Raw genomic sequence first — 25,939 nt, forward strand, 5'->3', positions numbered from 1 at the left:
CGCCCCTACTGATGACAACAACCAACTGCCAACAACCAACTGCCAACTGACTTCTTGATTACCAACTAGCAATTTATCATGCAACAAATTCCAACGATCGATCCAGAAAAAACAGCTCTCAATTACCACCACAGCGCCGAAATAGAAGGGCACGAAGAGCATCCCGACCACCGAATCTTAGGGGTAATTGTGTTCTTGGGCGCTGAAGGCATGATATTTTTGGGTATGTTTGCGGCCTATTTGATTTATCGAGCGATGGCCCCGGTGTGGCCGCCTGAAGGTACGCCCGATCGCGAGTTATTGCTGCCGGGAATTAATACGATAATTTTGATTGCTAGCAGTTTTGTGATTCACAATGCCGATACTGCAATCAAAAAGAACGATGCAGCGGGTATGAGGAATTGGTTGCTTGCAACTATCCTCATGGGCGTAGTGTTTTTGTGCGGTCAGGTTTACGAATACACTCATTTAGAGTTTGGCCTGACAACTAATTTGTACGCTAGTTGCTTTTACGTTTTGACTGCTTTTCACGGCTTGCACGTTACATTTGGAGTGCTGCTGATGGCCGGGGTAGTTTGGCGATCGCGCGTGGAAGGTCATTATTCTAGCGAACACCATTTTGGCATCGAAGCTACCGAGATTTACTGGCACTTTGTCGATGTGATTTGGATTGTTTTGTTTGTACTGTTGTACGTGATTTGAACCTGTAGGTAGTTCTACTTAGGGGCAGGCAAGAAGGCTGCCCCACTAGAAATTAATATGACCCCCCGTTGGGGGTTTTTTATTGTTTGCAAAGTGCGATCGACCTTTACTCACTTTCTGAAAGCCGATCGCCCTAAACTAGGCTAAATTAAAAGAAGCAATTGCCTATCAAACAGCATTGAGAAAATTATGCAGTGCGAATTGTGCGATCGACAAATGGCAGCATTAACCGCCCACCACCTCATCCCCAAACAAAACACCAAGCGGAAAAACGAAGATCCCAGCCCGACGATCGACATTTGCTCCGCTTGTCACCGCCAGATTCACTCTCTGTTCGACAACAAACACCTCGCCCAAGAGCTCAACACCCTAGAAAAGCTCAAAAATGACCCCCAATTCCAGAAATTTCTCTCTTGGGTGAAGAAACAAAAAAACGACAAACGCATTCAAGTACATGGCAAAAAAGCTTGACAATGCAAAACTAGCACTCAGATATAGCCTTTTTCATAAAGATGAGGTACTATGCGGCATAGGGCATGGGGCATACCTCACCACGCTTGATAACCGCTATATCTAGTCCCCAAGTTCGATCGTTCGGACTTTAGTCAGCATTTATCAAGGACTCAAGTCCGAACGATCGAACCAATTTTATTGTTTTTAATTAATAGATAGCAATTGCTCAAACACCGGGTTATGGCTGCTGAGAAAGCCCGTGAAACTTGCGGTAAAGCATCGCCTCTACCGGCTTTCCTCCCCGCAAATGTCGATCGGTAATTGCCGCAACTTCCTCAGCACAAACCCCACTGTACCAAACCTCTTCGGGCAGCACCAACACCATCGGCCCGTTGCCGCACTGCCCCAAACAACTGCTAGCAACAACTTCAACTTCTGAGGGGGACAATTTCTCAAATGCTGCTCGTACTTTTGCTGCACCTTGCTTGCGACAAGTGCGGTTTTGGCAAACAAGAACTCGCCTAGAAGATTCTGTGATTTTCATGTTTTTTTACTTGACATTCGACTACATATATGATATTTTTTTATCATGGGAATAGGTGCGGCCATATAACATCTATTGTGACAATTTTTGGAAAATTAGGTTGCGCGCTGCCTACTTGATGATTAATCAGTTTTGAACTCGCCAGCAGTCAGAAACCGATTTTTTTTCCACAAAACTCCCGTCAGCCCCGCAGACTCTGCAAAAAACCAGTTTTTTTGAGCCATCATGCCTCTAGAACCGCAGCGGCGCGCGCATCAAACGATTAGTCTGGCGACAGATTTTTTGCCGCCAACCATTCTCTGTCGAACAAACGCGACTGATACCTCGCCCCGCCGTCGCAGAGTACCGTAACAATCCTATGTCCCGGCCCCATTTGCTTCGCCAAAGCCACCGCCGCCCCCACATTAATCCCCACAGAACCGCCCATAAACAGCCCTTCTTGTCTCAACAATTGGTAAATCACGCGGACAGCTTCAGCATCATCAATTTGAATAGCATCATCTACCGGCGCATTCTCCATATTCCCAGTGATGCGACTGGTACCAATACCCTCAGTAATCGAACTACCTTCAGTCTTAATTTCCCCAGTTTTAAAATAACTGTAAAGCCCGCTGCCCATCGGGTCTGCCAAAACAGCTTTAATCGCGGGATTTTTTGATTTCAAAAACATTCCCACCCCAGCAAAAGTCCCGCCCGTACCCGTTGCGGCTACCCAAGCATCAATTTTTCCGTTTGTTTGTTCCCAAATTTCCGGGCCAGTTGTCTCGTAATGAGCTCGGCGATTGGCTAAATTATCAAACTGATTTGCCCAGACTGAATTGTCCATTTCCGCAGCCAATCTTCCCGACAATTTGACATAATTATTCGGGTCTTTATAAGGAACAGCGGGAACAGTCCGAACTTCAGCGCCCAAGGTTTTTAAAGCATCGATTTTTTCTTGAGATTGGTTATCGGGAATCACAATCAAACATTTGTAACCTTTGGCGTTGCAAATGTGCGCCAAACCGATGCCAGTATTGCCGGCAGTGCCTTCAACAACGGTGCCGCCAGGTTTTAGCAAGCCTTTTTCTTCTGCATCTTTGATGATGTATAAAGCAGCCCGGTCTTTAACAGAACCGCCGGGATTGAGAAACTCTGCTTTGCCCAGAATTTCGCAACCTGTTTCATCGCTGAAGCTGTTTAACCGAATTAGTGGTGTGTTACCGATTGTGCCTACAAAGCCGCTTTTGATATCCATATTTTTTGCCTACTGCATTCTATTATTAAGTCTGACAATAAGTTGATATTTATTGTTGTGCTACCAAATTTTGCTCATATTGAGTACGAATCCCGGCAAAACTGGGTCGCCGCTGACTGTAGCCGGATTCTCCAAACATTCTTCTGGCAAATCGGGACGGTAAATGTAAACTCGGCGATTTTTGCGGTCTATTAACCAACCCAACTGCACTCCGGGTTCTCTCATGTATTCTTGCATTTTTGATTGCAGCGGCTTGAGATTGTCAGAAGCAGACCTGAGTTCTACTACAAAATCCGGGCAAATAGGAGCAAATTTTTGCTTTTGTTCTGGTGACAAAGCATTCCACCTTTCCAGTTTAATCCAAGCAGCATCTGGAGACTTGTCACCCATTAAAAGCTTAAATCCCGTACTGGAAGTAAATGCTAAACCTGTACCGTTTTGTTCTGACCAAACCCACAGCGGCCCAAATATATTGCCTTCTCGGTTTCCCGTCTCCGAACCGGTAGGGGGCATAATTAGCAATTCTCCCGATTTGTTGCGTTCAATGCGTAATTCACTATTGATTTGACAGAACTCGAAAAAATCGTCGTCTGTCATTTGCAATTTGGGCGGTATTCGCAACAGGATTTTTGATGACAGCATAATTGAGTTTTCAGGTGGGTTTCTCCTGTGCTAAGCTTACCAAATTTTGCTCATATTGAGTACGAATCCCGGCAAAACTGGGTCGCCGCTGACTGTTGCGGGATTGTCCAAACATTCCTCTGGCAAATCGGGACGGTAAATGTAAACTCTGCGATTTTTGCGGTCGATAAGCCAACCCAACTGCACTCCTGGTTCTCTCATGTATTCTTGCATTTTTTCTTGCAGCGGCTTGAGATTGTCTGAAGCAGACCTGAGTTCTACTACAAAATCCGGGCAAATAGGAGCAAATTTTTGCTTTTGTTCTGGTGACAAAGCATTCCATCTTTCCAGTTTAATCCAAGCAGCATCGGGAGACTTGTCACCCATTGAAAGCTTAAATCCCGTACTGGAGTCAAAACAAATACCGGTTCCATCTTGGCCGGCCCAAATATACAACTCTCCAAAGACGCTACCGCTGCGGTTTCCCGTTTCCGAACCAGTAGGGGGCATAATTAGCAATTCTCCCGATTTGTTGCGTTCAATGCGTAATTCACTATTGATTTGACAGAACTCGAAAAAATCTTCGTCTGTCATTTGCAATTTGGGCGGTATTCGCAACAGGATTTTTGATGACAGCATTTTGGTTTTCCTGAAATCTAAATCATTAAATAAAAATGTTGATTTCTGTGTTTGTAGTGTGTACTTTAGTCCTCAAAATTCAGGATTGAGGACTAAAGCCTTAACTACAAACTTGTTTGTAAATCAAACTTATTTATTCGGTTGAGGAGTCATCCGCAAATAAGGTTTGACTGGTGTGTAACCTTTAGGGAATTTTTCTGCTAACTCAGCAGGGTCGGTAATCGAAGGTATAATTACGCAGTCGTCGCCGTCTTTCCAATCAACTGGAGTCGCAACGCTGTATTTGTCCGTAAGTTGCAAGGAGTCAATTACTCGCAGAATTTCACCAAAATTCCGGCCGGTGCTCGCCGGATAGGTAATGCTCAAACGCAGTTTCTTTTCTGGGTCAATTACAAAAACGGTGCGAATTGTTAAGTTGTTGAGGGAGTTGGGATGGATCATGTCGTAAATGTCGGAAACTTTACGATCGCCATCTGCTAAAATCGGATAATTGAGGGTGACATTTTGAGTTTCCTCAATATCTTTGATCCAACCCATGTGAGAATCCACATCATCGACGCTGAGGGCGATGGTTTTCACGCCACGTTTGTCAAATTCCGACTTGAGACGGGCGACTGCACCGAGTTCGGTGGTGCACACTGGGGTATAGTCTTTCGGGTGTGAAAACAACACCACCCAACTATCGCCGGCCCAGTCGTAGAAATTGATTTCCCCTTTAGACGAGGCTTGGGTAAAGTTGGGAACTGTATCGCCTAATCGCAGTGACATAACTGATTTCCTCTAATTTTATTTAACGACGGTTCTCTATCATCCCATAATTGCCCGGTTTATCGATCGCACTGTAAATGATTCTAAACTTTTTGGTTGATCGCCCGCCAATTCCATTACGGTAATCTATAGCCCGCCTTGTACCGCTAAATTTTCTGGCTATGCTTTATTTTTTGCTTCAGGCAATACGACCTATTTTAGTTCCGCTGTGTTTTGTCTCCGCTTGGGCTTTAGTTTTTTTGCTGTGTTCGAGTGTCGGGCGCGCTGTCGCCGACTCTGTGCACCGAGCTGGGCGGATGCACCAAATCCCTTGCGCTAACTGCGTATTTTTTACCGGCGACTACCACCTCAAGTGTCCCGTTCAGCCTACAATAGCTTTATCTGAAGATGCGATCGACTGTCCTGATTATCGATCGCATTCGGGAACTTACGGTTAAAAAATCGACCGCCTTTTTAAACATTTCTTAATATTCCTCGCTCTTTCAATTAAACTTAAGTTGTGCTCAAGAGATTTTCAGGAGTGTGGAAAGAATGCTAATTCAAAAGCTCAATGACTGTGACGAGTTTATTGCTGGCGACGGTACTCAACTGCGAGAATTGCTGCATCCAGACAAACAAGCTGTGGATTTGCGTTACAGTTTAGCCCGCGCCACTTTGCCAGCGGGACAAACTTCGGCGCTGCACTCCCTGACAACTTCTGAAGTTTACTACATCCTCAGCGGCGTTGGGGAAATGCACATCGATGATGAGACTCAATTGGTGGAAGCCGGAGATGCAGTTTACATTCCGCCCAACGCCAAGCAGTTTATTTACAACTGCGGCACAGAGCCGCTAATATTTATTTGTATCGTCGATCCCGCGTGGCGAAAGGAAGACGAGACAATTTTTCAGTAAGTGTCGATAATTCTGTTTTAACAACTTTAACAACAACAGCACCCAGCCATATATACCGAGTGATTTCCTCTTTTTCAACTTTGATTCGGAGCTGCAATAATCCTCGGATTAACTTGCATTTCTCCCTTCTAATTAGTTGAGGAAGTATCAGCTTTGTTGGTGGGTGCTGCTATTGGTTTTTAATGAGACAGATGTGAGATTAAACAGCGTTTTACTCCTTAGATTCTATTGTGAACTTCGCTGTGGTATCTGGATGTGGTATCTGTCAGAGAAGCTTTTTGTTCGCTTCATATTTTTAATTTACCACCTTTTTCAAGAAGCGCAAGCACCTGCAACTAAACTTTACAAAAGAGGGAAGAAGGAAGAAGGAATATGGAAGAGGGAAGAGGGAATATGGAAGAGGGAATATGGAATATGGAATATGGAATATGGAAGAGGGAAGACAACCCTCTAGGGGCGTAGATAATTGCGGAAAATTGTGAAGTTAAATGAAGCATTGAGCTTTGTGGATGCCCAGGTAAAATCCTAGAGTTCGGCTGTGGTTGCTGCTGCGAGAAACAGGCATAATATTTTTATGAAAACAACCAAACTCATCAAACTGTGTGTTTTATCGCTGAGCATTTTCCTGCTGTGTAGCAATGTAATAGCGACAGCAGAACCGACTGTGAAGCCTCAACCCCAGCAAACTTATACTAACCAAGAGATTCTGCAACAGTTGGTGAAGGCGAAAATTGTGTATCTCGGAGAAACCCACGATAGCGAGGCAGACCACCAAGCTCAACTGAAAATTATTCGAGAAATGCAGCGGCAAAATCGTAAAATTGCGATCGCCCTTGAAATGTTTCAGCGTCCGTTCCAAAGTGCGATCGACAACTACTTAGCAGGTAAACTGACTGAAGAGCAATTAGTCGAGCAAACAGAGTACGATCGCAGATGGCGTTTTCCCTGGGAATCTTACGCCCCCATTTTGCGGTTTGCCGCATTAAATCAACTACCAGTCCTCGCCTTAAATACACCGTCCGAAGTAACGAGAAAAGTTGCCAGTCAAGGTTTAGAAAGCCTGACAGCCGAGGAAAAAAAGCACATTCCGCCGATTTCGGAAATTCGCACCGACAACGCCGAATACCGGCAAATGCTGCTAGAAGTTTACCAGCAACACCAAAAGGCAGCACAGGGAAATAGTACGGCTTTTGAAAGATTTTTGCAAGCCCAAGTTTTGTGGGATGAAACTATGGCCGAAAGTATAGCTAAATTTGTCAAAGCTAACCCCGACTATCAAGTTGTAGTGTTGGCGGGAAAAGGGCATATTATTTACGGTTACGGCATTCCCAGCCGCGTCGAGAGGCGTTTGGGAGTCGGGAAGGTAAAAACGCGATCCGTTGTATTCAATTCCAGTGAAAATTCTACTTTGTCGGCAGAAAAATCCATTGCTGACTTTGTTTGGCAGCACCAAGAATAGTAAAATTTTACTCGGAAGCAATTATCCCTAAAAATCAATGACAAACAGACCAAAAATACTGGCATTTGCCGGAAGTACCCGCGAAGCATCCTACAACAAACTGCTGGTAAAAGTTGCTGCGGCTGGTGCTAGGGCGGCGGGTGCAGAAGTTACCTATGTAGATTTGCGCGATTTGCCGATGCCGATATTTGATGAAGATTTGGAAGCAAAAGAGGGAATGCCAGAAAATGCCCGGAAGTTGAAGGAATTGATGATAGCGCATCACGGGTTTTTGATAGCTTCCCCTGAGTATAACAGTTCGGTTACGCCTGTGTTGAAAAATGCGATCGACTGGGTATCGCGCCCAGCTCCCGGCGAACCGGGATTAGTGGCATTTACTGGCAAAGTAGCGGTAATTATGAGTGCTTCCCCTGGCGGACTTGGCGGTTTGCGGGGATTGGTTCATTTGCGCTCTATCCTGGGGAATATTAGCGTGTTTGTCCTCCCGGATCAGAAAGCAATTCCCAAAGCTTTTGAAGCGTTTAATGATGACGGTACGATGAAAGATGCCCAACAGCAGGAATCTGTGGAAAATCTCGGTGCTAAATTGTCGAATATCCTGTCTAAATTAATCGCATAAGGCGATAAATTGATTTGGCGGTAGGGACACAACAATGTTGTGTCCCAATCCTAATATTTGTTATTTTACTTGCTGTATAAAGTACGTGCATATGGGCTATCCCGATCGCAAATCGCGTCCTCAAATTGCTACAATTATATAGCGGTTATCAAAAAAGTGAGGTATGCCCTATGCCCAATGCCCAATGCCGGATAGTACCTCATCTTTCTGATAAAGGCTATAGTTGATTGCTGGTGATTCTCACCCCAAAATTAACATGACATTCACCGGAAATCCAAACTCAGCACCTGTATTACTGACAACTGAAGAAGCAGCGCTAGCAAAAACCAGCAGCCGTGCTTTAGCATCGCACTTAGAAAATCATCCGTCTGACGAATCCCTGAACTCGCAAAAAGATTACCACAAATTTTACCACTACCGCATCACCCGATCGACCTAAAGAAAACCACCCGATCGCACATTGGCAGAAATGCACAAGAGCAAGCATAATTTAACCATCGGTCATCGGTCGGTTATACTTGTTACAAACCGCACGGCAGGCGTGGGAGACTCCTCCGTCACACCTGCCATGCAGTTTTATTTAAAATTGTCCGATTGGGTCATCCCTGCACGACGATAAAACAGGTTCGAGGCTACATTAATATCAGCCCATTTTCTTTTTCTTCCAAGCTTCCACAAACGGCAAAAATACCGACACTAACTCCTGCCGGTTCATTACCAAAGTCGGATAAGAAACCCTCCCGTAATTTTTCCCCACTTCCAACGGAAAAATCGCCTGGGACTCCAGCGGCAACCAAACCGCACCCGCAGCCTTCACAATTACCCAACTCCCGGCAATATCCCAAATTTTCGGAGTCGCTTCCACGCCTCCCATAGCGGCACCCGAAGCCACCATCAAAAAATTGTAACTAGCCATCCCCAACATCCGAATTTTACTCGGAAGATTAGGCCCGATTCCCACACTCCGGGAACACAAATTAAAAATATGATTTCCGCTCATTTTATCAGGACTAGGGCGAATTGGGCGATCGTTTAAAAACGCACCTTGAGGCATATTTGTCAATACATCATTGCCCGCCAAATCCTCTGCATAAAAACCGTGAAAAGTTTGATTCAGCGGCGGCAAATGCACGCAGCCAAAAACTGGAGTTCCGCGATACAATAAGCCTAAAGAAATCCCCCAAATTGGAATTCCGCGAGCAAAATTAGTCGTAGCATCCAAGGGATCTACAACCCAACACCATTCAGTATCGGGCAAAACGTGTTCTCCTTCTTCGCTCAAAATCCCGTGGCTGGGAAACGCAATTGCGATCGCACTTCTAATTTCCGCATCCGCCCAATTGTCAGACTGCGTAACCAAAGTGCCATCATCCTTCTCATCGGCTTGTACGCAACCGAAATCTTTCAAAAACTGCTGTCCAATTGTCTTGACAGTAGTTTGAGAAAAAGTTAAAATAGAGTCCCAAAAATTAGTCATTGGTTATTGATTATTGGTTATTTGTTGTTAGTCATTGGTTATTGGTTATTGGTTATTTGTTGTTGGTTATTGGTTATTAGTTATTAGTTATTGAAACTAACAACGGGCAACGGGCAACTGCCAACTGCCAACTGACAAAATATCAGTCTAGTTCATTTTCAAGAATAGTGGCGATCGCACTTTTAGCATTATCCTGAAACTCCCGCACATCCACCCTACCCAACAGCCAAACAGCCAGAATCATACCCACCGCCGGTACAGCAAATACTAACCCGTAAGCCAACATCGGCACCCCAAACAAACTCCTGCCAAAATCCAAAATAGCACCGCCGCTAACAGTCGCCACACCCCGCGCCATCGCCTGCGACAAACCCCAAGCGCCAATAAAAGTCCCCGCCGTTTCCGCAGCAGTCAAATCCAACATCAAACTTAGCGCACCAGTCGTCGTAATTCCTGAAGCTAATCCGAAGCACATTAAAGCCGACTTAAACACAATTGGATTACCAGTAAATCCCGATAAAATAATCAAACAAAAACAAGCAGCCACCGACAAACAACCCAACCTAATCGTATTTTGCTTGCCAATGCGCGGCACAATTAAAAAACCAGTGGCACTCAAACCAAACAGCACGCCAGTACCGTAAATAGCATTCAACCGCGTAGTTTCCGAAATCGGCATCTTAAAAATTTCCCCGCCGTAAGGTTCCAAAACCGCATCCTGCATAAACAAGCAAATTGTCATAATCAGCAGGAAAGTAAAAAATAAACCGGTTTGACGGCTAGCAGTCAAAATCCGCAGCGCACTTCCCAGAGTAATTTTATCTTCTCGATTAACTGAGATCGATCGCACCCCGTACCGCGAATACTTTTTCTCAACCCCAAAAGTTGCAACCGCCACCAACAGCAAAACAACTGCCGGCACTTTCACAAACAAACCGTTAATCGAAGCCTGCAACACTTCCCGAGGCACATCCCCATCAATTTGCTTCAGCAAACCGCTGCTGACAATCGCCCCGATAATGATACCAACCATCAGCATCGACCACACAACACCAATCAACTTCGATCGGTCTTCCTCATCCGAAACATCCACCAACAAAGCAGTAAAAGGAGTCGAACTCGAACAAATCGCGATACCGTAAATTGCAAAAACCAAACCCAACAAACCCACCCAACCGTAAGTAGGAGTCGTCCATCCCACAGCCTCCAAACTGTCGCCCAAGCACCACATCACCTGCACCGCCAAAAAAGCCGAAATTACAAACAACAGCCCTCCCAGCCACACATAACCCGTGCGGTGATGCCCGAACAAAGGCTTAGCATCAGACATTTGCCCGAACCACACCCTAGCCGGGGCGACAAACTGGTGCATCGCCAGAGTACCCGCCACCACAGTAGCCGGAATCGCCAACTCCTTAATCATCACGCGATTGAGCACCCCCAGCGTCAAAATCGACATCATACCCAGCCCCATCTGAAACAAACCCAGCCGGAACATAGTCACGAGGGTAACTCTCTTGATAGCAGCAGTCGCGGAATCTGTTAATCTAGAATCTGGCAAACGGTCGATCGACATAACTATTAAAATAAATACAGCATGACTCATTTATAGTAACTGAGATACAGCCGCCTTTCCTCCCAAAGCCCGAAGCTCAAATGCGATTATTCGTATAAATTAATATAAAAATAAAGAGAATCAATAACTGTGGATTTACCAACCGTGACAACCATTACCCTAGGACAAAACGGCCCAGCCGTCATTCCCCTGTGCGTCGGAACTTGGGCTTGGGGCGATAAACTATTTTGGAACTACGGTAGCAACTACGGCGCCACCGAAGTAGAAGCAGCATTCAAAACAGCCCTAGACGCAGGAGTCAACTTTTTCGACACAGCCGAAGTCTACGGTAACGGCTTGTCAGAAGAATTGCTGGGACAGTTTATCAAAAAAACCAGCCAACCCGTCCAAATAGCCACCAAATTCGGCCCCGTACCTTGGCGGATTACCGGAAAATCTGTTTCCGACGCTTTGAGTGCCAGCTTAAAACGCTTGCAAGTAGAACAAATAACCCTCTACCAAGTCCACTGGCCCTTCACTTTTTTACTGAGTCAAGAAAGCCTAATGAACGCCTTAGCAGACGAAGTAAAAAAAGGCAGAATTCAAGCAGTAGGAGTCAGCAACTATTCAGCAGAACAAATGCGAGAAGCCCACAAAATACTCGCAGCCAGAGGCGTACCCCTAGCAACCAATCAAGTCCGTTATTCATTGCTGTCGCGGCAAGTAGAAAAACAAAAAATTGTCAGTACCGCCTCGGAATTGGGAGTAACAATTTTAGCCTACAGCCCCTTAGCCCAAGGATTGCTGACAGGTAAATACACCGCCGAAGAACAACCGGCAGGAGCCCGCAAACTGGACTCCCGCTTCAGCAAAACAGGCATCGCAAAAATCGAATTAGTCATGTCCACCCTGCGGAAAATGGGCAAAAAGCGATCTCGCACGCCCGCCCAAGTAGCCCTAAACTGGCTAATAGCCCAAAACGGAGTCATCCCCATTCCCGGCGCTAAAACCGCAAGACAAGCCCAAGAAAATGCAGGCGCATTAGGTTGGACTTTAAGCCAAGATGAAGTCAACCAACTAGAGCTAATGACACGTCCTTGGCTAGAATAAATTTGTTAATTGTTGACTGTTGATTGTTGACTGTTGACTGTTAATTGTTGACTGTTGACTGTTCGGCGTAGGTTGGGTTTTAAGCTGTCGCGCATTTTAATTGCATATTCAGGGCGGGCAGGATGTCCACCCCACAAGAGTTTTATTGTTTTTTGAGATACAGTTTAAATGCCGCAACAGCTTACTTCCCTCTTCCTTCTTCCTGATGACATTGGACGGAAAGCTCGGCGGGGACAGCACTAATGACTAATGACTAATGACTAATGACTTCTTCCCTCTTCCCCCTTCCTTCTTCCCTCTTCCTTCTTCCTTCTTCCTTCTATTATGAAAATTTTAACTGACTGGGGTTTCACCCGCGAAAGCTTGCGTCACAACAGCCGCGGCGAATATTTAGTATTACTGCAAGGAGCATTGCTAGCAGGATTTGCCATTTTACCAGTTTATCAAATGCCGGGATTCAAAATTGAATCAACTCAATTAATTTATGTTACCTGGTTTCTGGCAGCTATGCTCGGCTTGGGTGCACTAATTTTAATCGTCAAAGGATTGATAGACTTAGGAAAAAACCTCACACCTTTACCCTATCCCATAGAAAACGGAGAATTAATCCAAACAGGAATTTACAGCATAGTGCGGCATCCCTTATACAGCGGCTTAGTTTTAGCAGCTTTCGGTTGGGCAATTTTTCAAATGAGCCTATCGCACTTAATAGCAACTGCAATTTTACTGATATTTTTTGATATCAAAGCCAATCGTGAAGAAACCTGGTTGAGTGAAAAATATCCCGACTATTCAGAATATCGGCAGCGAGTCAAAAAACTCATTCCGGGCATTTATTAATAGAACCCATCGACTTCTGCGTTAATCCGCTTCAATTTGCTTCAATCTGCGGTAAAAAAATATGAAAAATCGCAAAAAGTTACACCTTAAAATGTTAGCATTAATCCTATTTTTGTACTCGTTTTTAACAATAATTAATGGATGTAGCTTTTTTATTGCAACAAAATCCTTTAAACTTCCCGACTCAGCCAAACAAGAACCCTGGCCAGTACAAACAGGCCTCCGAGTCAACATCCTCCGCGAAAACATCCCAACAGTTAATCGCATAGTTTTAGTACCAGACGAAGCCACATTCTTAGCAGCAATCCAAAAATGGAATCTCAAAGGAAACTGGCCCATTCTCATCGAAGACAAAAAATACGCGCCGATGTTTGTGCAGCGCTTCCAACCCGAAGAAATCATCCGTTTGCCGAGCATCAAACAGCAACTCCCAAAAGGTCAAAAACTCCAACAATTAATGCTCTACAGCGCAGCAGCAGCCTGGAATGCCACGGATACTAAAACCTTAAAAGCAAAATGGACTGAGCTGGGCTGGGAACCTCCAGGAGTAGTAATCACATCAGAAAACGACCCTGCACGTACAGCAGCAGTTGCCTTAGCAGCAGCCCGCGGCGAACCTTTAGTATTTCTCGAAGGTAACTTCGGAAAACCCAACGATAACCTCAATGATACACAGTGGAAAAATCTGCAAGCAGCGGTTACAAAAGCCGTCGAATCCACTGGATATTTTTACTCTCAACTCGGAGATCCGATCGACACAATTACCATTGTACGCCAACTAGCAGTAAAATATCAATCCCCCAAAAACAAAGACGAACAATGGGCTGTTACCGACGGTTTAGGAAGGCATCCCAACGGCGAACGGTGGGCCGCCGCAGGCTGGATTTACGGCTCCGAAGTGCGATCGATCTATCAAGCCATGTGTGCGATATTTCTTGATAGCCAAACAGCCATGCTTTATAATAGCTACCCCACAGAAGGAAACTGGGGAAAATATGGAATGGAAGAAGCATCTAACAAACTAAAAAGCATAGGCATTAACGTAGAATTAGTGCAACAACCACAAGCTAGCTTGGAAAGATGGCGGAGTTTAGCAGCAATACCGTGGGCATTTGACTTAATATTGATGAATTCCAAAGGCTATCCAAAATCATTTCAAGTCGGTAACGGCGACGCGGCAGTTGACGACATACCAAAGCTGCAATTTCCTGCAGCAATCCACATGATTCACAGTTGGTCAGCATCAGCTCCCGATGATGTAAATACCGTTGCTGGTAGGTGGTTGCAAAATGGCGCTTACGCCTATATTGGTAGCGTCAACGAACCTTTTTTGGCTGCATTTCTTCCACCTAAAATAATGGTCGATCGCCTAACACGAGGTGCACCCTTTTTAATGGCAGCCCGCCAGCTAGAATCCCCTCCCTGGAAAGTCGCCACCATCGGCGATCCGTTAATGTTAATCGCCAAAGCCAGACCAAGAATCCCGCCGGATAAACAACATATCTGATGTTGCGCGCGATCGATTTTAGCTTTGAGATTTGTGGTTTTAAGGTAGAATCTCGCATCGCCAATTCTTCAATCGGAATGTTGTATTTCACTGAATTATACGATTTTACAAGTTCATGGATGCGATCGCCCGCTAGCGCCAACACTGTAAATATAGTTAATGAGCATTATTATCGCCAGAATCTATCTAGGTTTGAATGTAACTGAGAATTCGATCGCGCCCAATTTGCTGACTCTCAGAATCGGTCGTTCCACCCCAGCCACTGGCCGCCAAAATCTACCGTAAAATACGCCTTAATTAAGTTGTCAATTCCCCTAAAATCACTCAAAATGAAAATAAGAAATAAAATGTAATATTTATCTAAATTCTCACAGAAGAATTAACCGTTCAATGACAGCCACCCCTCCTGTGGATCTGCCGCCACCTGAGCCAACCGCAGAAACTCCCGACGCCTCCCGCCTCAGCCCGTTGTTCACCCGCCTGCACCCTAGCCCCGAAACCCTCCTGCTGATCCTCTCCCTAGTCATTGGGGGAGTTACGGGCGCGGGCGTTGTCACCTTTCACTATCTGATCCACTTCATCCACAGCGTGATGCTGGAAGACTTCATGGGGGCGATCGCCTCGAAAGGCCCTTGGACGCTAGCCTGCATTCCCACCCTAGGCGGAGTCATCATCGGGCTGATGCGCTGGCGGTTTCGGGATTTTGGCCCGAATATGTCATCGTTAATTGCAGCCACCCGCGGGCTGCAAGAACTCTCCCCCCTCAAACCCATCACCAAAATGGTGGCCGCCTCAGTATCCCTCGGCACCGGCGCATCCCTCGGCCCGGAAGCCCCCAGCGTCGAAATCGGCGCCAACTTCGGAATGCTGCTAGCTCAAGTCTTGCAGCTCTCCCCAGAACGGCAGCGCTTGCTCCTGGGCGCCGGAGCAGCAGCAGGTTTATCCGCCGGGTTTAACTCTCCCATCGCCGGAGTCTTTTTTGCGCTAGAAGTCGTGCTCGGCAGCACCTTCGCCACTTCGTCAGTCAGCGTTGTCTTGCTCTCTGCTGTCGTTTCGGCGCTGATCGCTCAAATTTGTTTGGGAGCTCAGCCGGCCTTTGCTTTGCCTGTCTACGATGTCCGCAGCCCCCTAGAACTGCCGCTATACATGGGATTGGGGCTTTTGGCGAGCTGTGTGTCCCTAGCTTATACAGAAGCAATTCAATTGACCGATCGCTGTTTTCAAGGAAAAATCCGAGGATTTGGTTGGCTCGGACGAATGCCCCGCCCGTTTCATCCGATCGTCGGCGGTGCGATTGTTGGTTTAGTCGCCCTGCAATTTCCTCAAGTTTTGGGCGTAGGCTACGAAACAGTTGAAGCCATGCTGCAAGATGTGAAATTTTCCTTGCCTTTGCTGTTGTTGCTGCTATTCGTCAAACTGGCGGTGACAGCAATCAGCCTCGGCAGCGGTTTGGTAGGGGGGATATTCGCTCCGGCGATGTTTTTGGGAGCTTGTCTGGGTTCGGCTTACGGCATCTTTTTGGAAATGTTGCCGGCAATGAGCGATCGAGTTGCAGGCCCTGCTGCCTATGCAATGGTGGGCATGGCCGCGATCCTTGCCGGCAGCGCCAAAGCACCGCTGACAGCCATCCTGTTGATGTTTGAATTAACCCGCGATTACCGCATTGTCTTGCCTTTGATGGCTGCTGTCGGATTGAGCGTTTGGTTGGTGGAGTTTGTCAACCGCCGATCGACCACTCACAGCCTTAACCTGCACCAAATGGGCGTAGATGTTGCTGTCAATTCCCCGATCGCAGCCAGAGAACAGTTGCAGGATTGGGAAGATGCTCTGGGCGATCGGATTGTCACAGAACTAATTTCTTGCCAGCTCCCCATTGACGGCGAACAAAGAGACGATGAGTCTGTGCTGGCGATCGCTAATGCACATTTACCCAAAGATGTCAAGTCTTTGCCTGAAACAAAATCAGCAGTTTGACTGCTCTCAAATCCCCTACTCCGTCACAAAACTAATAACCAAAAACCTAAATATTAAAGCCATGATATTTATCAACCCAAAAACCGATTACGCCTTCAAAAAAATCTTTGGTTCATCAGAAAGCAAAGATATTCTGATTAGCTTTCTCAACGCCTTAATTTATGAAGGTAATTCTACCATCGAAGACTTAGAAATTATCAACCCAAATCTGCCGCCCAAACTTGAAGGATTAAAAGATAGTTATCTGGATGTGAAAGCCCAACTCAAAGACGGCACTTTAGTCATCATTGAAATGCAAGTGCTAAACGTCCAGTCTTTTGGCAAGCGAGTTTTGTACAATGCAGCAAAAACCTATGCTTTTCAATTGGAAGCAGCACAAGGATATCGATTGCTGAAGCCAGTGATTGCTTTGACAATTACGGATTTTGAAATGTTTGCTAACAGTGAAGAATTTATTTCGAGATTTGTGTTCAAGGAAGTGAATAAAAACTTTACTTATCCCGAAAATGACCTGGATTTAGTGTTTGTAGAGTTGCCCAAGTTTACTAAAGGAGAGGATGAACTGGAAACCTTAGCAGATAAATGGATTTATTTCATGAAAAATGCCAGAAGTCTCACATCAATCCCAGAAGCAATGGATAGCATACCCGAAATACAGTCAGCTTTTAATATTGCGAATCAATCCAAGTTAAGCCGAGAGGAAGTGGCAGATTTGGACAGAAGAGAACAGTTTATTTATGACCAACAGGGGGCGATTATGAAAGCGGCTCTAGAAGCGCGAGAACAGGGCATAGAACAGGGCATAGAACAAGGCATAGAACAGGGCATAGAACAAGGGATGCGATTGGAGAAGTTGGCGATCGCCCGACAACTACTTTCACGTCTAGATGACGAAACCATCAGCCAAACAACAGGGCTGACGCTGGAGGATGTGCGGAACTTGCGATCGACACAGGCGTTGCCCCCAACTTTAGGCTAAAATGATCGAAAAGTATTCATAACAAGCCTAGAGGCGCTGAGGTGAATCCTAACCAGGCAACTGCTAAAAACAAAAGTCAGAAAACACCAGGCAAAACCCCCTTGGGTTCCAGTCATTACGGCTTGTTAGGGCTCCATCCTTCAGCCAGCGCGATCGAAATTCGGCGATCGTACCGGGAACTGAGCAAACTCTACCATCCCGATACCACCGACCTGCCGCCCTCCGTCGCCACCGCCAAATTTCAGCAGCTAAATAACGCCTACGCCATTCTCAGCAACCCAGAACGCCGCCTCGCCTACGACCTCAAAATAGGCTACTCTCGCGTGAACGTGATTCAGTCGCCCCCAGGCTTCAACAGTCCGGTTTCTCGATCGCGTGAAAAAACTTCTAACTCGGCTTATCTAGACCCCACGGATCGCCCTCTTTCCCCAGGAGAAATATTCGCCCTGTTTATCATGGGAACTACTTTAATCGGATGTTTGGTACTGGCGATCGCGATCGGCTTAATTCGCGGCAATTAAACGCTCAAATTCCCAATCCAAAATCTCCCAATCTAAAATCTAAAATCTAAAATCCCATGACTCTTCCTTCCGCTGATACTCCTTTGTACAACCATCCGCTGCCAGAAATCGAGCAGTGGCTAAAAAGCCGCGGCTGCGAGCAAGACCGGCAAGAACTACACTGCTGGCAGATCGATCGACCTACCTGGAAAGCAGAACTTTTCCTGGATATCGACCAAATCACCGTCCGCTACATTGACGCAGGGGCCGACGGTAAAGACATTCAACGAGCCTTCAAATACTCTCTCTCGCGTCACGACATTGAAGATGCCGTTTTCTCGGGCCCCTAATTTGATTTTAGATTGGCGATTTGAGATTTTTAGATTTGTAATCCAATCGACGATCTAAAATCGGATTGTTCTGTCGATCGAGACATCGGTGAAATTGCTATGAGATTTTAGATTGGGAATCAAGCGAGAATCCACATCTAATTAGAAACTGACAAATCAACCAAAAAATCTCAAATCTCAAATCCCAAATCCTTAGACTTTGCCAAATCGGCGGCTGCGTTTTTGATAATCCGACAAAGCGCGGTGAAACTCCGATCGATCAAAATCCGGCCACAGCGTCTCAGTAATGTAAATTTCCGCATAAGCCATTTGCCACAGCAAGAAATTGCTCAACCGCATTTCCCCGCTAGTCCGAATCAGCAAATCCGGATCGCAAACATCAGCAGTATACAAATAGCGTTTAAATAAAACCTCATCAATCTCCTCCGGCTGCAACTTGCCTTCTTGTACTTGAGTGGCGATCGCCCGACAAGCCTGTACAATCTCCTGGCGGCCGCCATAATTCGTCGCCACCCGAAACAAAATCCCCCGATTGTGCTCCGTTGCGGCTACAGAACGCTCGATTTCCGCCTGCAAAGACCTCGGCAAAGCCTCCAAATTCCCCATAAATTGAATTTGTACGTCCTCGTCCACCATCTCCCGCAATTCTTGTCGCAGCTTGCCTTCAAACAAACTCATCAAAAAATCCACCTCTCCAGCCGGCCGCCCCCAGTTCTCCGTCGAAAAAGCATAGGCCGTTAAAGCGGGAATTCCCCAATCTTTGCAGCAGCGCAACAATTCCTTCAGGGCGCTAGCCCCCCGGCGGTGTCCCGCAATCCGCGGCAACCCCTTATTCTTAGCCCAGCGCCCGTTGCCATCCATAATCACTGCTATGTGCTTAGGCAGTAGTTCTTGTTGTAGATCCTCCGGCAGCTTTTCCAAGCAAATTCCTTGACTCATGGTTTCTCCCGATTACCCGACTAACGGCGCAGTATCCGCTTTAACAGTGTCACTCCCTTCAATCCTATCTGCCGTCCGAAATTGCCGATCGGAATTGGAGCCACAACTCTTTCTCCCTCCGACGGAAACAGCTTTGCTTCCAGCAATTCCTTAAGTTTGCTGCTAGTCAAAGGTCGATTTAACATTCCCATCTGCGCTAGAGAAATCGAACCCGTTTCCTCAGACACCACCACGCACACGCAAGCTTGCACCCGTTCGGTAATCCCCATCGCCGCCCGGTGGCGGGTTCCCAACTGTCGCGACGCGCTGCGATCGGACAAAGGCAAAATTACCCCCGCCGACACAATCCGCGAAGCTCGAATCAACACCGCACCATCGTGCAGCAAAGTTTGCGGCTGAAAGATTGTCTGCAACAATTCTTTAGAGACTTCAGCATTTAGCTTGACTCCCGGCACTGAAAAATCCCGATCGTCGATCGGAGAATCTGTTTCTACAATTAATAAAGCGCCCGTGCGGTTTTGCGAAAGTTCTTTTACTGCGTCCACAATTTCATCTATTACGCTGTCCGGTGCGGGAGTTGGTCGGCGATCGCGTCCAAACAATTGTACAATTTCCCCCCGCCCTAATTGTTCCAGAAATCGGCGAAACTCCGACTGCAATATTACCGCCATTGCCACAGCAGAACCTGTCACCAAGCTGTTGAGCGCAACGTGCAACAGTCTCAATCCAGCCCAGTTGCTCAGTGCCGTCGCCAGCATCAAAATAATAAATCCCCGTACCATCCACAGCGTCCGGCGCTCCCCGACAATGACGAGCACCAAATACGCAAGCGTAAATACCAGTCCAATATCGATCGCCTGAACCAATAAGGACTCAACGAGGCCAAAGTTATAGCCAGATTGTTGATTGTTCATGGTTCATCGAACGCTACCGCCTGTGAACCGCGAACCGTGATGCACTCGAACCCGTGAACCATGAACAGTTGTTATTCCAATCGCGTGACTAAACAAGCCAAAAGTAAAAAGTTAAAAGACAATCATCAAGAAATCAAAATGAATTATCTTACTTTTTACTCTTTACTTTTTATTTTTTACTTCTTACTTTTGAGTTCCGAGTCGTGCCGGAAGGCGATCGAGCCTCAGCAAATCCTGGTAAGTTTCCCGCTGTAAAATCGTGTTAACTTCCCCATTTTTCACTAAAACTGCTGCCGGTCGGGGTACTCGGTTGTAGTTAGAAGACATACTGTAATTGTATGCTCCTGTCGCCGTAACGGCGAGAATATCTCCGGCGTGACACTCGGGCAATTTAGCATCTTTAATCAGAACATCGCCTGACTCGCAGTGTTTTCCAGCAATTGTCACTGTTTCCGTTAAGGGATCGCGCATTTTGCCGGCTGCGAGGATTCGATAAACTGATTGATAGGTAATAGGACGCGGATTGTCCGACATTCCCCCATCCACAGCTAAATACGTCCGCATTCCCGGAATAACTTTTTGAGAACCTACGGTGTAAGCGGTGACGCAGGCTGTACCGACGAGCGATCGACCAGGTTCGCAAAGCAATTTCGGTAATGGCAATTGGTGCCGCTCGCAAGCTGCTACCACTGCGGTGCAAATTGTCCGAGCCCAATCGTCAATGCTAGGAGGATCGTCCGTTTCAGTATAGCGAATGCCCAACCCACCGCCAATATTAATTTCTGTCGCAGGCAAATCATAACTTTGTGCTTTTGTCAAGGCCTGAATTATGACCTCGGCTAAGTCGTCGTGGGGTTGCAGTTCAAAAATCTGAGAGCCGATGTGAGCGTGCACTCCCACACAATATAAGGACGGCTGTTTGCTGATGAACTTAAATACTCGATCGAGCGAATTGGGATCGAAGCCAAATTTACTGTCGATTTGACCAGTCTGAATGTACTCGTGGGTGTGACACTCAATTCCAGGAGTAAACCGCACCATAACTCGTGTCGGCCCGCCTGTTTTACTGGTGACACCCAATTTTCCCAACTCAGAAAGAGTTTCTAAATCCTGCCAATTGTCGGCTACGGTAATGCAGCCGCTTTCGACAGCTAGCTGTAGTTCCTCGCGGGACTTGTTGTTACCGTGGAAATAGATTTTGTCATGGCTAACGCCAGCTTGTAGTGCAGTGTAAATTTCCCCTGCAGATACTACATCTATTCCTAAACCTTCGGAAGCTGCGATCGCGCAAACCGCCAAACAACTCCAAGCCTTAGAAGCATAGAGCACTTGAGTTTCGCCCGGATAGTAACGTGCAAAAGCATCCCGGTACTGCGTGCAAGCCGCCCGCAGCGTTTCTTCGTCTAAAATGTAGAGTGGCGAGCCAAATTGCTCCACCAAAGCTGTCACTTCGCAGCCTCCGATTTCCAGCCTGTCTCGGCTGTTAACGCGGGCTGTCAGCGGTAAAAGTTCTTGATTGGGCGATCGGCTTGAGAGAGCCTCTTGAGACTCAGACAGGTACTGAAGTCCAGATTCCGCCCTCAGAGATTGAGTAGATACCATCGGCGCAATAACTATCCTTGGTGATTATTCATGTGTCAGCAGTCCTCAGCCGGCAGCGAACAGTCGCTGCTGTAGACTAATGTTAGGAGACTGATTAGCAATTACTCGACAATAGCAAAAAAAAACTAATCGCTACTTTATTTTCTAGTGTACAATTTACTGCCGTGCGTTTTCTAGAAATTAAACAGATCGCCACCGAACACCTCAACAGTGCGGTCGAGCTCGATCGCCTTTGTTTTGGCGGACTTTGGACGATCGAAGGCTACAGGCGCGAATTACACAGTCCTAACAGCGATTTATTGGGTTTGTGGCTGCGCGAAATTGAGGACTCTGAATCAAGTCAAAACCGGGCGGGCACGGAGACACCGCCCCTACAGATTCCCCCAACTCTCATCGGTATCGGTTGTTTGTGGGCAATTTTAGAAGAAGCTCACATTATCATGCTGGCAATTCATCCTGAGTTTCAAGGTCGGGGTTTCGGGCAAGCTCTGCTTTGGGCGCTGCTAAAATCCGCGTGTGACAGACAATTAGAGCGGGCTACTTTAGAAGTGCGAGAATCTAATTTAGCAGCAGTGGCGCTGTACAAAAAATTTGGATTTAAAGAAGCAGGAAGGCGGAAACGATACTACGAAGATACCGGAGAAGATGCTCTGGTGATGTGGCGCAGCGGTTTGGAGAAACCGGAGTTTCAGCAATATTTGGCGGTTGAAAAAGTGCAAATTTGCGATCGCTTGCAGAGAGAAAAATTCACATTGGGCGATCGATTTAAATACTTGTGATTCTGAGTGAAGCGAAGAATCTACCGTCTATGTGAGTGTTGCAGTTTGTTGCTGAATCGGGACTTGAACGCAGCGATTAATTTGGTCGAAGTCCCACGAAATCGAGTCAAGATAGCTAATCCTGAATTCACGCCCTCTGACGCTTAATCGTAACCGTATTTTTCAACTATATTGCGAAAAACCGGGTGGTAGCGGGCGTGAACGCGGCTGTAAGCGCTGGTGTCGCCTGGATTGTTAAGAAGAAGTTTCTTGCCAACAGGGTTGAGGTTAGCAGCGATGTAGTGCTGGTGTCGCCTGGATTGTTAAGAAGAAGTTTCTTGCCAACAGGGTTGAGGTTAGCAGCGATGTAGTGCTACTGCAACTAACGAGCAGCAGTTGTTTTTCGCGTGTAGGATGCGATAACGGGCGAACCCTGGTTAGTTCGCGTTAGTTTGGTTAGAAATTGTGTACTGTAGGGCGTTGCTGATTTACGGTATGAAATGCTAAATATGCAAGTCATAGAAACCAGAATCCACAAAACTTCTAAATTTTCAATTTATTTTTTTCATACCCTGATTAAGCCACGCCTGAATTTACTATTCCGATGAAGAGAGGATTTAATATAAGGCAGATTAACCCAGAGCGACGCAGATAGTTTTAAGAGATAAACAAAGCGAGAGGGGGCGGGTTTTTTAGGATTGTTTGCGAGTGTCAAAATCACTACCTAAACCCGCCCTGCAAATATGCGTTTTTTACCAGAAAGCAACAGTCAACTGAAGCTTACTTAGCTTGACAAAAGGTTTCGTAAACCCCATCAAGCAGTAAATTAAGAGCAGAAGTTGCTTTCTCAGCAGCTAACAGTGCTTCCTGTTGTGCTTCTTCAGTTTCACAGACTTGTAACAAAGCTTCGCGAGTGGCTTCGGAGTGGAACTCGTCGGCTTTTTCGTGAACTTGAAAGAAAGACAAAGCTGCTTGTGAATCGATGCCGTAAAATTCCTTTAAACCAGCGATTTTGGTTGTGGAAACTTCGGGGATTTGCGCTTCGTAAGCGTAAAGGGCTGCTAAACCTTTGGCGGGAGATTCGCTGCGGGCTAAGTCTTTGAGAATGCGGACGGATTCGGTGGTTTTTTCTAAGTGTTCGCGTTCGAGAACTGCATTTCTGTCTAAACCCAAACCTTCGGCAAAGCGCAGCCACAGTTCGGGGTGATTTGCTGCGCCTCTCTCTTCTTCTATCAGGTTTTCGAGGAGCATTTGACGAATTTTGATGTCGTCGCAGGCGGCGTGGGTAGCGCTGACGTAGGTGGGGAAATTGTGGACTTGCAGGTAGTATTCTTGTGCGTATTCTTGCAGCATTGCGATGTCTAGTTTGCCTTCGTTCCACATTTGGTAGAATGGGTGTTTCAGCAGGTGGTTTTGGTCGAGAATGCTGTTGAGTTGTTCGAGAAATTGCTGTTTGTTCATAATTGTCGATCGCCCTTAAGGATAGTGCAGCAAACCTGCGATAAAATGGGTTAGTAGTGAGGAATTCAGTCCTTGACTAAAATGTTATCGTAATCTAGCATTTTGTCAAGACTAAATTTTCAATTGTTTGTGTTTGGATCGAATCGTTGTTGATGCTGATATCGCGGGCGATTATTATTAACCGCCATCAAAGTTTTTCGTAGTGCAGACTTAAGTCCGCCACATGAAAGCGCACTGAAGTCAGCACTACGAACCGTTTGTAGTGGGTCGATCGCACGCGATATGACTAAGAATTTCGGATAATTAACTGCTAATTATAGCTGCAATTCGATCGCGCTCCAACTCTCTTCCGATTAGCACTAATTTGGTTTGACGGAGTTCGGAAGGTTGCCAAGGGCGATCGTAAAAATATTCTATACGATCGCCCACACCTTGCAACACCATCCGCATCGGCTTCTTGGGAACCGCCACAAACCCTTTAATCCGATAGATTTCTTCCTGCTGCATCAAGGCTTTCAGCTTTTTCACCAAAGCTTCCGGTTCAAATTCGCGATCGGCAATAAAGAAAGTCGAGTTAATATCATCATCGTGCTCGTGTTCCTCCTCCGTGTCGTGGTGACTCGGGCGGGACTCCAAATCATCCTCAACCGCCGCATTAAATCCCAACAGCACATCAGGGTTAATTTCGCCACCCTTAGACGGAACAATTTTCACACTCGGGCGCAACTCTTGCTGCAACCAGGTTTGAACTTTCTGTTGAGTTTCCGCATCCACGCGATCGACCTTCGTTAACAGTACCATATCAGCACAGGCCAACTGGTCTTCAAACAATTCCTCGATCGGAGTTTCGTGATCCAAACTATCATCAGCCTGCCGCTGCGCCATCAAAGCATCGATATCACCGACAAAATTACCGCTAGCAATAGCTTCGCAATCAACAACAGCAACCACACCGTCTACAGTAGCGCCAGTGCGAATTTCCGGCCAGCGAAAAGCTTGAATCAAAGGCTTAGGAAGTGCCAAGCCAGAAGTCTCAATCAAGATACAATCAATTTGGTCTTTGCGCTTCAATAACTCCTGCATAGTCGGCAAGAATTCCTCTTGAACAGTGCAGCAAAGACAACCATTTGTCAGTTCAACAATATTGCTGCTGACAGTTTCTTCTTCATCGCAAACTTGGCAATCGCGCAGCAACTCTCCGTCAATTCCAATCTCGCCAAATTCGTTAACCAGAACAGCAATGCGGCGGCCTTGATTGTTTTGCAACAAATGGCGAATTAAGGTAGTTTTGCCGCTACCGAGAAAACCAGTGATAACCGTAACAGGAATTTTGTGCATTGATAATTTTGTTTTTTGTTTTGTGATGGGATCTTTCGTTCCCAGGCTCTGCCCATAGGTGAGAATTTAAGACTAAAACCCACAATAAATGTCGTTTTTATGCGAAGTCTAGATCCCCCTAAATCCCCCTTAAGAAGGGGGACTTTGAGCATATTTCTTGCCCCCCCCTTATTAAGGGGGGTTAGGGGGGATCTAGATTTTGATAAAAACAAGAGATCCGGTCGGCTTGACGTTAAGTTGTCACCAATAAGCAGAGCCTGGTAACGAGAAAAGGCTCTAATTCCCCAGCGGCGGAATTTTAGCCAAAACGCCTTTTTTCAGAGCTTGAGGACGCTCTGACCAAGGCAACAAACCATCAGGTTTAGCATAGTATTGACCCGCGCATTCCAGTACAGCCTCGATGCTTTCCGGCTCATTTGCAGGCAAATCACCAAATAGATAAGTGTACTTTCCCACAGCAGCAAAAGACACCGCACAAGAGTGACTGCAAGCACTCATGCACTCAACTTCTTGAATCTCAAATCGATCGCAAAACTCCCAATCTTTAGCAAGTTTCGATAAATCTTCCATAAATTGTTGGCCGCCGCTTTTGCCTTCGCGCTTGCCGTCTTTCCAAATACTAGCGCAAGCAGTACAAACAAACAGACTGTGCTTTGTGCGTACAGCAGCATTAATTCCATCCATCATCCGTACCTCGCA

Annotated in this window: 29 protein-coding genes; 16 read left to right on the forward strand and 13 right to left on the reverse strand. The window is 46.3% G+C overall.

Translation table 11 applies throughout. The features are described from left to right. The first annotated feature begins 78 nt into the window (after positions 1 to 78). A complete protein-coding gene (locus QUA01_RS13205; RefSeq protein WP_333090033.1) occupies positions 79 to 702 on the forward strand; it encodes a cytochrome c oxidase subunit 3 in 624 nt (207 codons plus the stop codon). 189 nt (positions 703 to 891) lie between these two features. Further along, positions 892 to 1,173 carry an HNH endonuclease gene (locus QUA01_RS13210; protein ID WP_333090032.1) on the forward strand — a complete coding sequence of 94 codons (282 nt, stop codon included), beginning with the start codon at positions 892 to 894 and terminating at the stop codon, positions 1,171 to 1,173. A 220-nt stretch (positions 1,174 to 1,393) separates the two neighbouring features. On the opposite strand, the gene QUA01_RS13215 is transcribed toward QUA01_RS13210, so the two are convergent. The 5 genes from QUA01_RS13215 to QUA01_RS13235 form a co-directional block, all read right to left on the reverse strand. Continuing rightward, on the reverse strand, positions 1,394 to 1,699 hold the full coding sequence (locus tag QUA01_RS13215; protein WP_333090030.1) for a (2Fe-2S) ferredoxin domain-containing protein: 306 nt from the start codon (positions 1,697 to 1,699) through the stop codon (positions 1,394 to 1,396). A 262-nt stretch (positions 1,700 to 1,961) separates the two neighbouring features. After that, a complete protein-coding gene (locus tag QUA01_RS13220; RefSeq protein ID WP_333090029.1) occupies positions 1,962 to 2,936 on the reverse strand; it encodes a cysteine synthase A in 975 nt (324 codons plus the stop codon). Between the two features lie 60 nt (positions 2,937 to 2,996). Next, positions 2,997 to 3,578: a Uma2 family endonuclease gene (locus QUA01_RS13225; RefSeq protein WP_333090028.1), complete on the reverse strand. Its 582-nt coding sequence runs from the start codon at positions 3,576 to 3,578 to the stop codon at positions 2,997 to 2,999. Between the two features lie 36 nt (positions 3,579 to 3,614). Next, entirely contained in the window at positions 3,615 to 4,196 is a 582-nt protein-coding gene (locus QUA01_RS13230; protein WP_333090026.1) for a Uma2 family endonuclease, read from the reverse strand. A 129-nt stretch (positions 4,197 to 4,325) separates the two neighbouring features. After that, complete coding sequence (locus tag QUA01_RS13235) at positions 4,326 to 4,964, reverse strand: peroxiredoxin (protein WP_333090025.1); 639 nt, start codon at positions 4,962 to 4,964, stop codon at positions 4,326 to 4,328. A gap of 161 nt (positions 4,965 to 5,125) precedes the next feature. Between QUA01_RS13235 and QUA01_RS13240 the strand changes: the two genes are divergently transcribed. The 5 genes from QUA01_RS13240 to QUA01_RS13260 all read left to right on the forward strand — a co-directional run bounded on the left by QUA01_RS13240 (position 5,126) and on the right by QUA01_RS13260 (position 8,375). Continuing rightward, entirely contained in the window at positions 5,126 to 5,401 is a 276-nt protein-coding gene (locus QUA01_RS13240; protein WP_194069534.1) for a hypothetical protein, read from the forward strand. A 94-nt stretch (positions 5,402 to 5,495) separates the two neighbouring features. Next, positions 5,496 to 5,858, forward strand: a complete 363-nt coding sequence (locus QUA01_RS13245; protein WP_333090021.1) for a cupin domain-containing protein — start codon at positions 5,496 to 5,498, stop codon at positions 5,856 to 5,858. A 574-nt stretch (positions 5,859 to 6,432) separates the two neighbouring features. Further along, positions 6,433 to 7,317, forward strand: a complete 885-nt coding sequence (locus QUA01_RS13250; RefSeq protein ID WP_333090018.1) for a ChaN family lipoprotein — start codon at positions 6,433 to 6,435, stop codon at positions 7,315 to 7,317. A 37-nt stretch (positions 7,318 to 7,354) separates the two neighbouring features. Beyond that, entirely contained in the window at positions 7,355 to 7,936 is a 582-nt protein-coding gene (locus QUA01_RS13255; RefSeq protein ID WP_333090016.1) for an NADPH-dependent FMN reductase, read from the forward strand. Positions 7,937 to 8,192: 256 nt separating this feature from the next. After that, entirely contained in the window at positions 8,193 to 8,375 is a 183-nt protein-coding gene (locus QUA01_RS13260) for a hypothetical protein (protein ID WP_333090015.1), read from the forward strand. 204 nt (positions 8,376 to 8,579) lie between these two features. On the opposite strand, the gene QUA01_RS13265 is transcribed toward QUA01_RS13260, so the two are convergent. Continuing rightward, positions 8,580 to 9,413, reverse strand: a complete 834-nt coding sequence (locus QUA01_RS13265; protein WP_333090012.1) for an inositol monophosphatase family protein — start codon at positions 9,411 to 9,413, stop codon at positions 8,580 to 8,582. A gap of 142 nt (positions 9,414 to 9,555) precedes the next feature. Next, complete coding sequence (locus QUA01_RS13270) at positions 9,556 to 10,989, reverse strand: BCD family MFS transporter (protein WP_333090085.1); 1,434 nt, start codon at positions 10,987 to 10,989, stop codon at positions 9,556 to 9,558. Positions 10,990 to 11,133: 144 nt separating this feature from the next. Here QUA01_RS13270 and QUA01_RS13275 point away from each other — a divergent pair, with 144 nt between their 5' ends. The 8 genes from QUA01_RS13275 to QUA01_RS13310 all read left to right on the forward strand — a co-directional run bounded on the left by QUA01_RS13275 (position 11,134) and on the right by QUA01_RS13310 (position 18,228). Next, a complete protein-coding gene (locus QUA01_RS13275) occupies positions 11,134 to 12,078 on the forward strand; it encodes an aldo/keto reductase (RefSeq protein ID WP_333090083.1) in 945 nt (314 codons plus the stop codon). 324 nt (positions 12,079 to 12,402) lie between these two features. Beyond that, positions 12,403 to 12,918, forward strand: a complete 516-nt coding sequence (locus QUA01_RS13280; protein ID WP_333090011.1) for a methyltransferase family protein — start codon at positions 12,403 to 12,405, stop codon at positions 12,916 to 12,918. A 61-nt stretch (positions 12,919 to 12,979) separates the two neighbouring features. Next, the gene (locus QUA01_RS13285; protein ID WP_333133098.1) at positions 12,980 to 14,425 is read left to right on the forward strand and encodes a hypothetical protein; all 1,446 of its coding nucleotides are present in this window, start codon (positions 12,980 to 12,982) and stop codon (positions 14,423 to 14,425) included. 159 nt (positions 14,426 to 14,584) lie between these two features. After that, positions 14,585 to 14,710 carry a hypothetical protein gene (locus QUA01_RS13290; RefSeq protein WP_333090009.1) on the forward strand — a complete coding sequence of 42 codons (126 nt, stop codon included), beginning with the start codon at positions 14,585 to 14,587 and terminating at the stop codon, positions 14,708 to 14,710. A gap of 105 nt (positions 14,711 to 14,815) precedes the next feature. Further along, positions 14,816 to 16,399 carry a chloride channel protein gene (locus QUA01_RS13295; RefSeq protein ID WP_333090008.1) on the forward strand — a complete coding sequence of 528 codons (1,584 nt, stop codon included), beginning with the start codon at positions 14,816 to 14,818 and terminating at the stop codon, positions 16,397 to 16,399. Between the two features lie 61 nt (positions 16,400 to 16,460). Further along, entirely contained in the window at positions 16,461 to 17,378 is a 918-nt protein-coding gene (locus QUA01_RS13300; protein WP_333090007.1) for an Rpn family recombination-promoting nuclease/putative transposase, read from the forward strand. 41 nt (positions 17,379 to 17,419) lie between these two features. Beyond that, positions 17,420 to 17,899 carry a J domain-containing protein gene (locus tag QUA01_RS13305; protein ID WP_333090005.1) on the forward strand — a complete coding sequence of 160 codons (480 nt, stop codon included), beginning with the start codon at positions 17,420 to 17,422 and terminating at the stop codon, positions 17,897 to 17,899. Positions 17,900 to 17,955: 56 nt separating this feature from the next. Then, entirely contained in the window at positions 17,956 to 18,228 is a 273-nt protein-coding gene (locus tag QUA01_RS13310; RefSeq protein ID WP_194069554.1) for a DUF3143 domain-containing protein, read from the forward strand. Positions 18,229 to 18,420: 192 nt separating this feature from the next. On the opposite strand, the gene QUA01_RS13315 is transcribed toward QUA01_RS13310, so the two are convergent. From QUA01_RS13315 to lysA, 3 genes are all read right to left on the reverse strand, one after another. Beyond that, on the reverse strand, positions 18,421 to 19,167 hold the full coding sequence (locus QUA01_RS13315; protein ID WP_194069556.1) for an isoprenyl transferase: 747 nt from the start codon (positions 19,165 to 19,167) through the stop codon (positions 18,421 to 18,423). Positions 19,168 to 19,187: 20 nt separating this feature from the next. Then, positions 19,188 to 20,081, reverse strand: coding sequence for a diadenylate cyclase CdaA (gene cdaA / locus QUA01_RS13320; protein ID WP_194011314.1), 894 nt, complete (start codon positions 20,079 to 20,081; stop codon positions 19,188 to 19,190). A gap of 183 nt (positions 20,082 to 20,264) precedes the next feature. Beyond that, the gene (gene lysA / locus QUA01_RS13325) at positions 20,265 to 21,683 is read right to left on the reverse strand and encodes a diaminopimelate decarboxylase (RefSeq protein ID WP_333090000.1); all 1,419 of its coding nucleotides are present in this window, start codon (positions 21,681 to 21,683) and stop codon (positions 20,265 to 20,267) included. 164 nt (positions 21,684 to 21,847) lie between these two features. Between lysA and rimI the strand changes: the two genes are divergently transcribed. After that, positions 21,848 to 22,462 carry a ribosomal protein S18-alanine N-acetyltransferase gene (rimI, locus tag QUA01_RS13330; RefSeq protein WP_333089998.1) on the forward strand — a complete coding sequence of 205 codons (615 nt, stop codon included), beginning with the start codon at positions 21,848 to 21,850 and terminating at the stop codon, positions 22,460 to 22,462. 759 nt (positions 22,463 to 23,221) lie between these two features. On the opposite strand, the gene QUA01_RS13335 is transcribed toward rimI, so the two are convergent. The 3 genes from QUA01_RS13335 to QUA01_RS13345 all read right to left on the reverse strand — a co-directional run bounded on the left by QUA01_RS13335 (position 23,222) and on the right by QUA01_RS13345 (position 25,927). Next, positions 23,222 to 23,902 (reverse strand): CADD family putative folate metabolism protein, encoded by a 681-nt coding sequence (locus tag QUA01_RS13335; RefSeq protein WP_333089996.1) that lies wholly within the window; start codon positions 23,900 to 23,902, stop codon positions 23,222 to 23,224. Between the two features lie 303 nt (positions 23,903 to 24,205). Next, positions 24,206 to 25,240 (reverse strand): cobalamin biosynthesis protein CobW, encoded by a 1,035-nt coding sequence (gene cobW, locus QUA01_RS13340; RefSeq protein ID WP_333089995.1) that lies wholly within the window; start codon positions 25,238 to 25,240, stop codon positions 24,206 to 24,208. 276 nt (positions 25,241 to 25,516) lie between these two features. After that, positions 25,517 to 25,927, reverse strand: a complete 411-nt coding sequence (locus tag QUA01_RS13345; protein ID WP_333089994.1) for a DUF1636 domain-containing protein — start codon at positions 25,925 to 25,927, stop codon at positions 25,517 to 25,519. Positions 25,928 to 25,939: the final 12 nt, after the last annotated feature.

The sequence above is a fragment of the Microcoleus sp. S36a_B3 genome (assembly GCF_036700745.1).
Taxonomy (GTDB): Bacteria; Cyanobacteriota; Cyanobacteriia; order Cyanobacteriales; family Microcoleaceae; genus Microcoleus.

What these genes read in the sequence shown, in the direction of transcription:
- QUA01_RS13270 (WP_333090085.1), bottom strand. Translation starts at nt 10,989, where the DNA reads ATGTCGATCGACCGTTTGCCAGATTCTAGATTAACAGATTCCGCGACT.
- QUA01_RS13310 (WP_194069554.1), top strand. Translation starts at nt 17,956, where the DNA reads ATGACTCTTCCTTCCGCTGATACTCCTTTGTACAACCATCCGCTGCCA.
- QUA01_RS13250 (WP_333090018.1), top strand. Translation starts at nt 6,433, where the DNA reads ATGAAAACAACCAAACTCATCAAACTGTGTGTTTTATCGCTGAGCATT.
- QUA01_RS13205 (WP_333090033.1), top strand. Translation starts at nt 79, where the DNA reads ATGCAACAAATTCCAACGATCGATCCAGAAAAAACAGCTCTCAATTAC.
- QUA01_RS13255 (WP_333090016.1), top strand. Translation starts at nt 7,355, where the DNA reads ATGACAAACAGACCAAAAATACTGGCATTTGCCGGAAGTACCCGCGAA.
- QUA01_RS13260 (WP_333090015.1), top strand. Translation starts at nt 8,193, where the DNA reads ATGACATTCACCGGAAATCCAAACTCAGCACCTGTATTACTGACAACT.
- QUA01_RS13220 (WP_333090029.1), bottom strand. Translation starts at nt 2,936, where the DNA reads ATGGATATCAAAAGCGGCTTTGTAGGCACAATCGGTAACACACCACTA.
- QUA01_RS13210 (WP_333090032.1), top strand. Translation starts at nt 892, where the DNA reads ATGCAGTGCGAATTGTGCGATCGACAAATGGCAGCATTAACCGCCCAC.
- QUA01_RS13265 (WP_333090012.1), bottom strand. Translation starts at nt 9,413, where the DNA reads ATGACTAATTTTTGGGACTCTATTTTAACTTTTTCTCAAACTACTGTC.
- QUA01_RS13335 (WP_333089996.1), bottom strand. Translation starts at nt 23,902, where the DNA reads ATGAACAAACAGCAATTTCTCGAACAACTCAACAGCATTCTCGACCAA.
- QUA01_RS13215 (WP_333090030.1), bottom strand. Translation starts at nt 1,699, where the DNA reads ATGAAAATCACAGAATCTTCTAGGCGAGTTCTTGTTTGCCAAAACCGC.
- lysA (WP_333090000.1), bottom strand. Translation starts at nt 21,683, where the DNA reads ATGGTATCTACTCAATCTCTGAGGGCGGAATCTGGACTTCAGTACCTG.
- QUA01_RS13280 (WP_333090011.1), top strand. Translation starts at nt 12,403, where the DNA reads ATGAAAATTTTAACTGACTGGGGTTTCACCCGCGAAAGCTTGCGTCAC.
- QUA01_RS13230 (WP_333090026.1), bottom strand. Translation starts at nt 4,196, where the DNA reads ATGCTGTCATCAAAAATCCTGTTGCGAATACCGCCCAAATTGCAAATG.
- QUA01_RS13300 (WP_333090007.1), top strand. Translation starts at nt 16,461, where the DNA reads ATGATATTTATCAACCCAAAAACCGATTACGCCTTCAAAAAAATCTTT.
- QUA01_RS13240 (WP_194069534.1), top strand. Translation starts at nt 5,126, where the DNA reads ATGCTTTATTTTTTGCTTCAGGCAATACGACCTATTTTAGTTCCGCTG.
- QUA01_RS13285 (WP_333133098.1), top strand. Translation starts at nt 12,980, where the DNA reads ATGAAAAATCGCAAAAAGTTACACCTTAAAATGTTAGCATTAATCCTA.
- QUA01_RS13245 (WP_333090021.1), top strand. Translation starts at nt 5,496, where the DNA reads ATGCTAATTCAAAAGCTCAATGACTGTGACGAGTTTATTGCTGGCGAC.
- QUA01_RS13235 (WP_333090025.1), bottom strand. Translation starts at nt 4,964, where the DNA reads ATGTCACTGCGATTAGGCGATACAGTTCCCAACTTTACCCAAGCCTCG.
- QUA01_RS13290 (WP_333090009.1), top strand. Translation starts at nt 14,585, where the DNA reads ATGAGCATTATTATCGCCAGAATCTATCTAGGTTTGAATGTAACTGAG.
- QUA01_RS13295 (WP_333090008.1), top strand. Translation starts at nt 14,816, where the DNA reads ATGACAGCCACCCCTCCTGTGGATCTGCCGCCACCTGAGCCAACCGCA.
- QUA01_RS13225 (WP_333090028.1), bottom strand. Translation starts at nt 3,578, where the DNA reads ATGCTGTCATCAAAAATCCTGTTGCGAATACCGCCCAAATTGCAAATG.
- cobW (WP_333089995.1), bottom strand. Translation starts at nt 25,240, where the DNA reads ATGCACAAAATTCCTGTTACGGTTATCACTGGTTTTCTCGGTAGCGGC.
- QUA01_RS13315 (WP_194069556.1), bottom strand. Translation starts at nt 19,167, where the DNA reads ATGAGTCAAGGAATTTGCTTGGAAAAGCTGCCGGAGGATCTACAACAA.
- cdaA (WP_194011314.1), bottom strand. Translation starts at nt 20,081, where the DNA reads ATGAACAATCAACAATCTGGCTATAACTTTGGCCTCGTTGAGTCCTTA.
- QUA01_RS13345 (WP_333089994.1), bottom strand. Translation starts at nt 25,927, where the DNA reads ATGATGGATGGAATTAATGCTGCTGTACGCACAAAGCACAGTCTGTTT.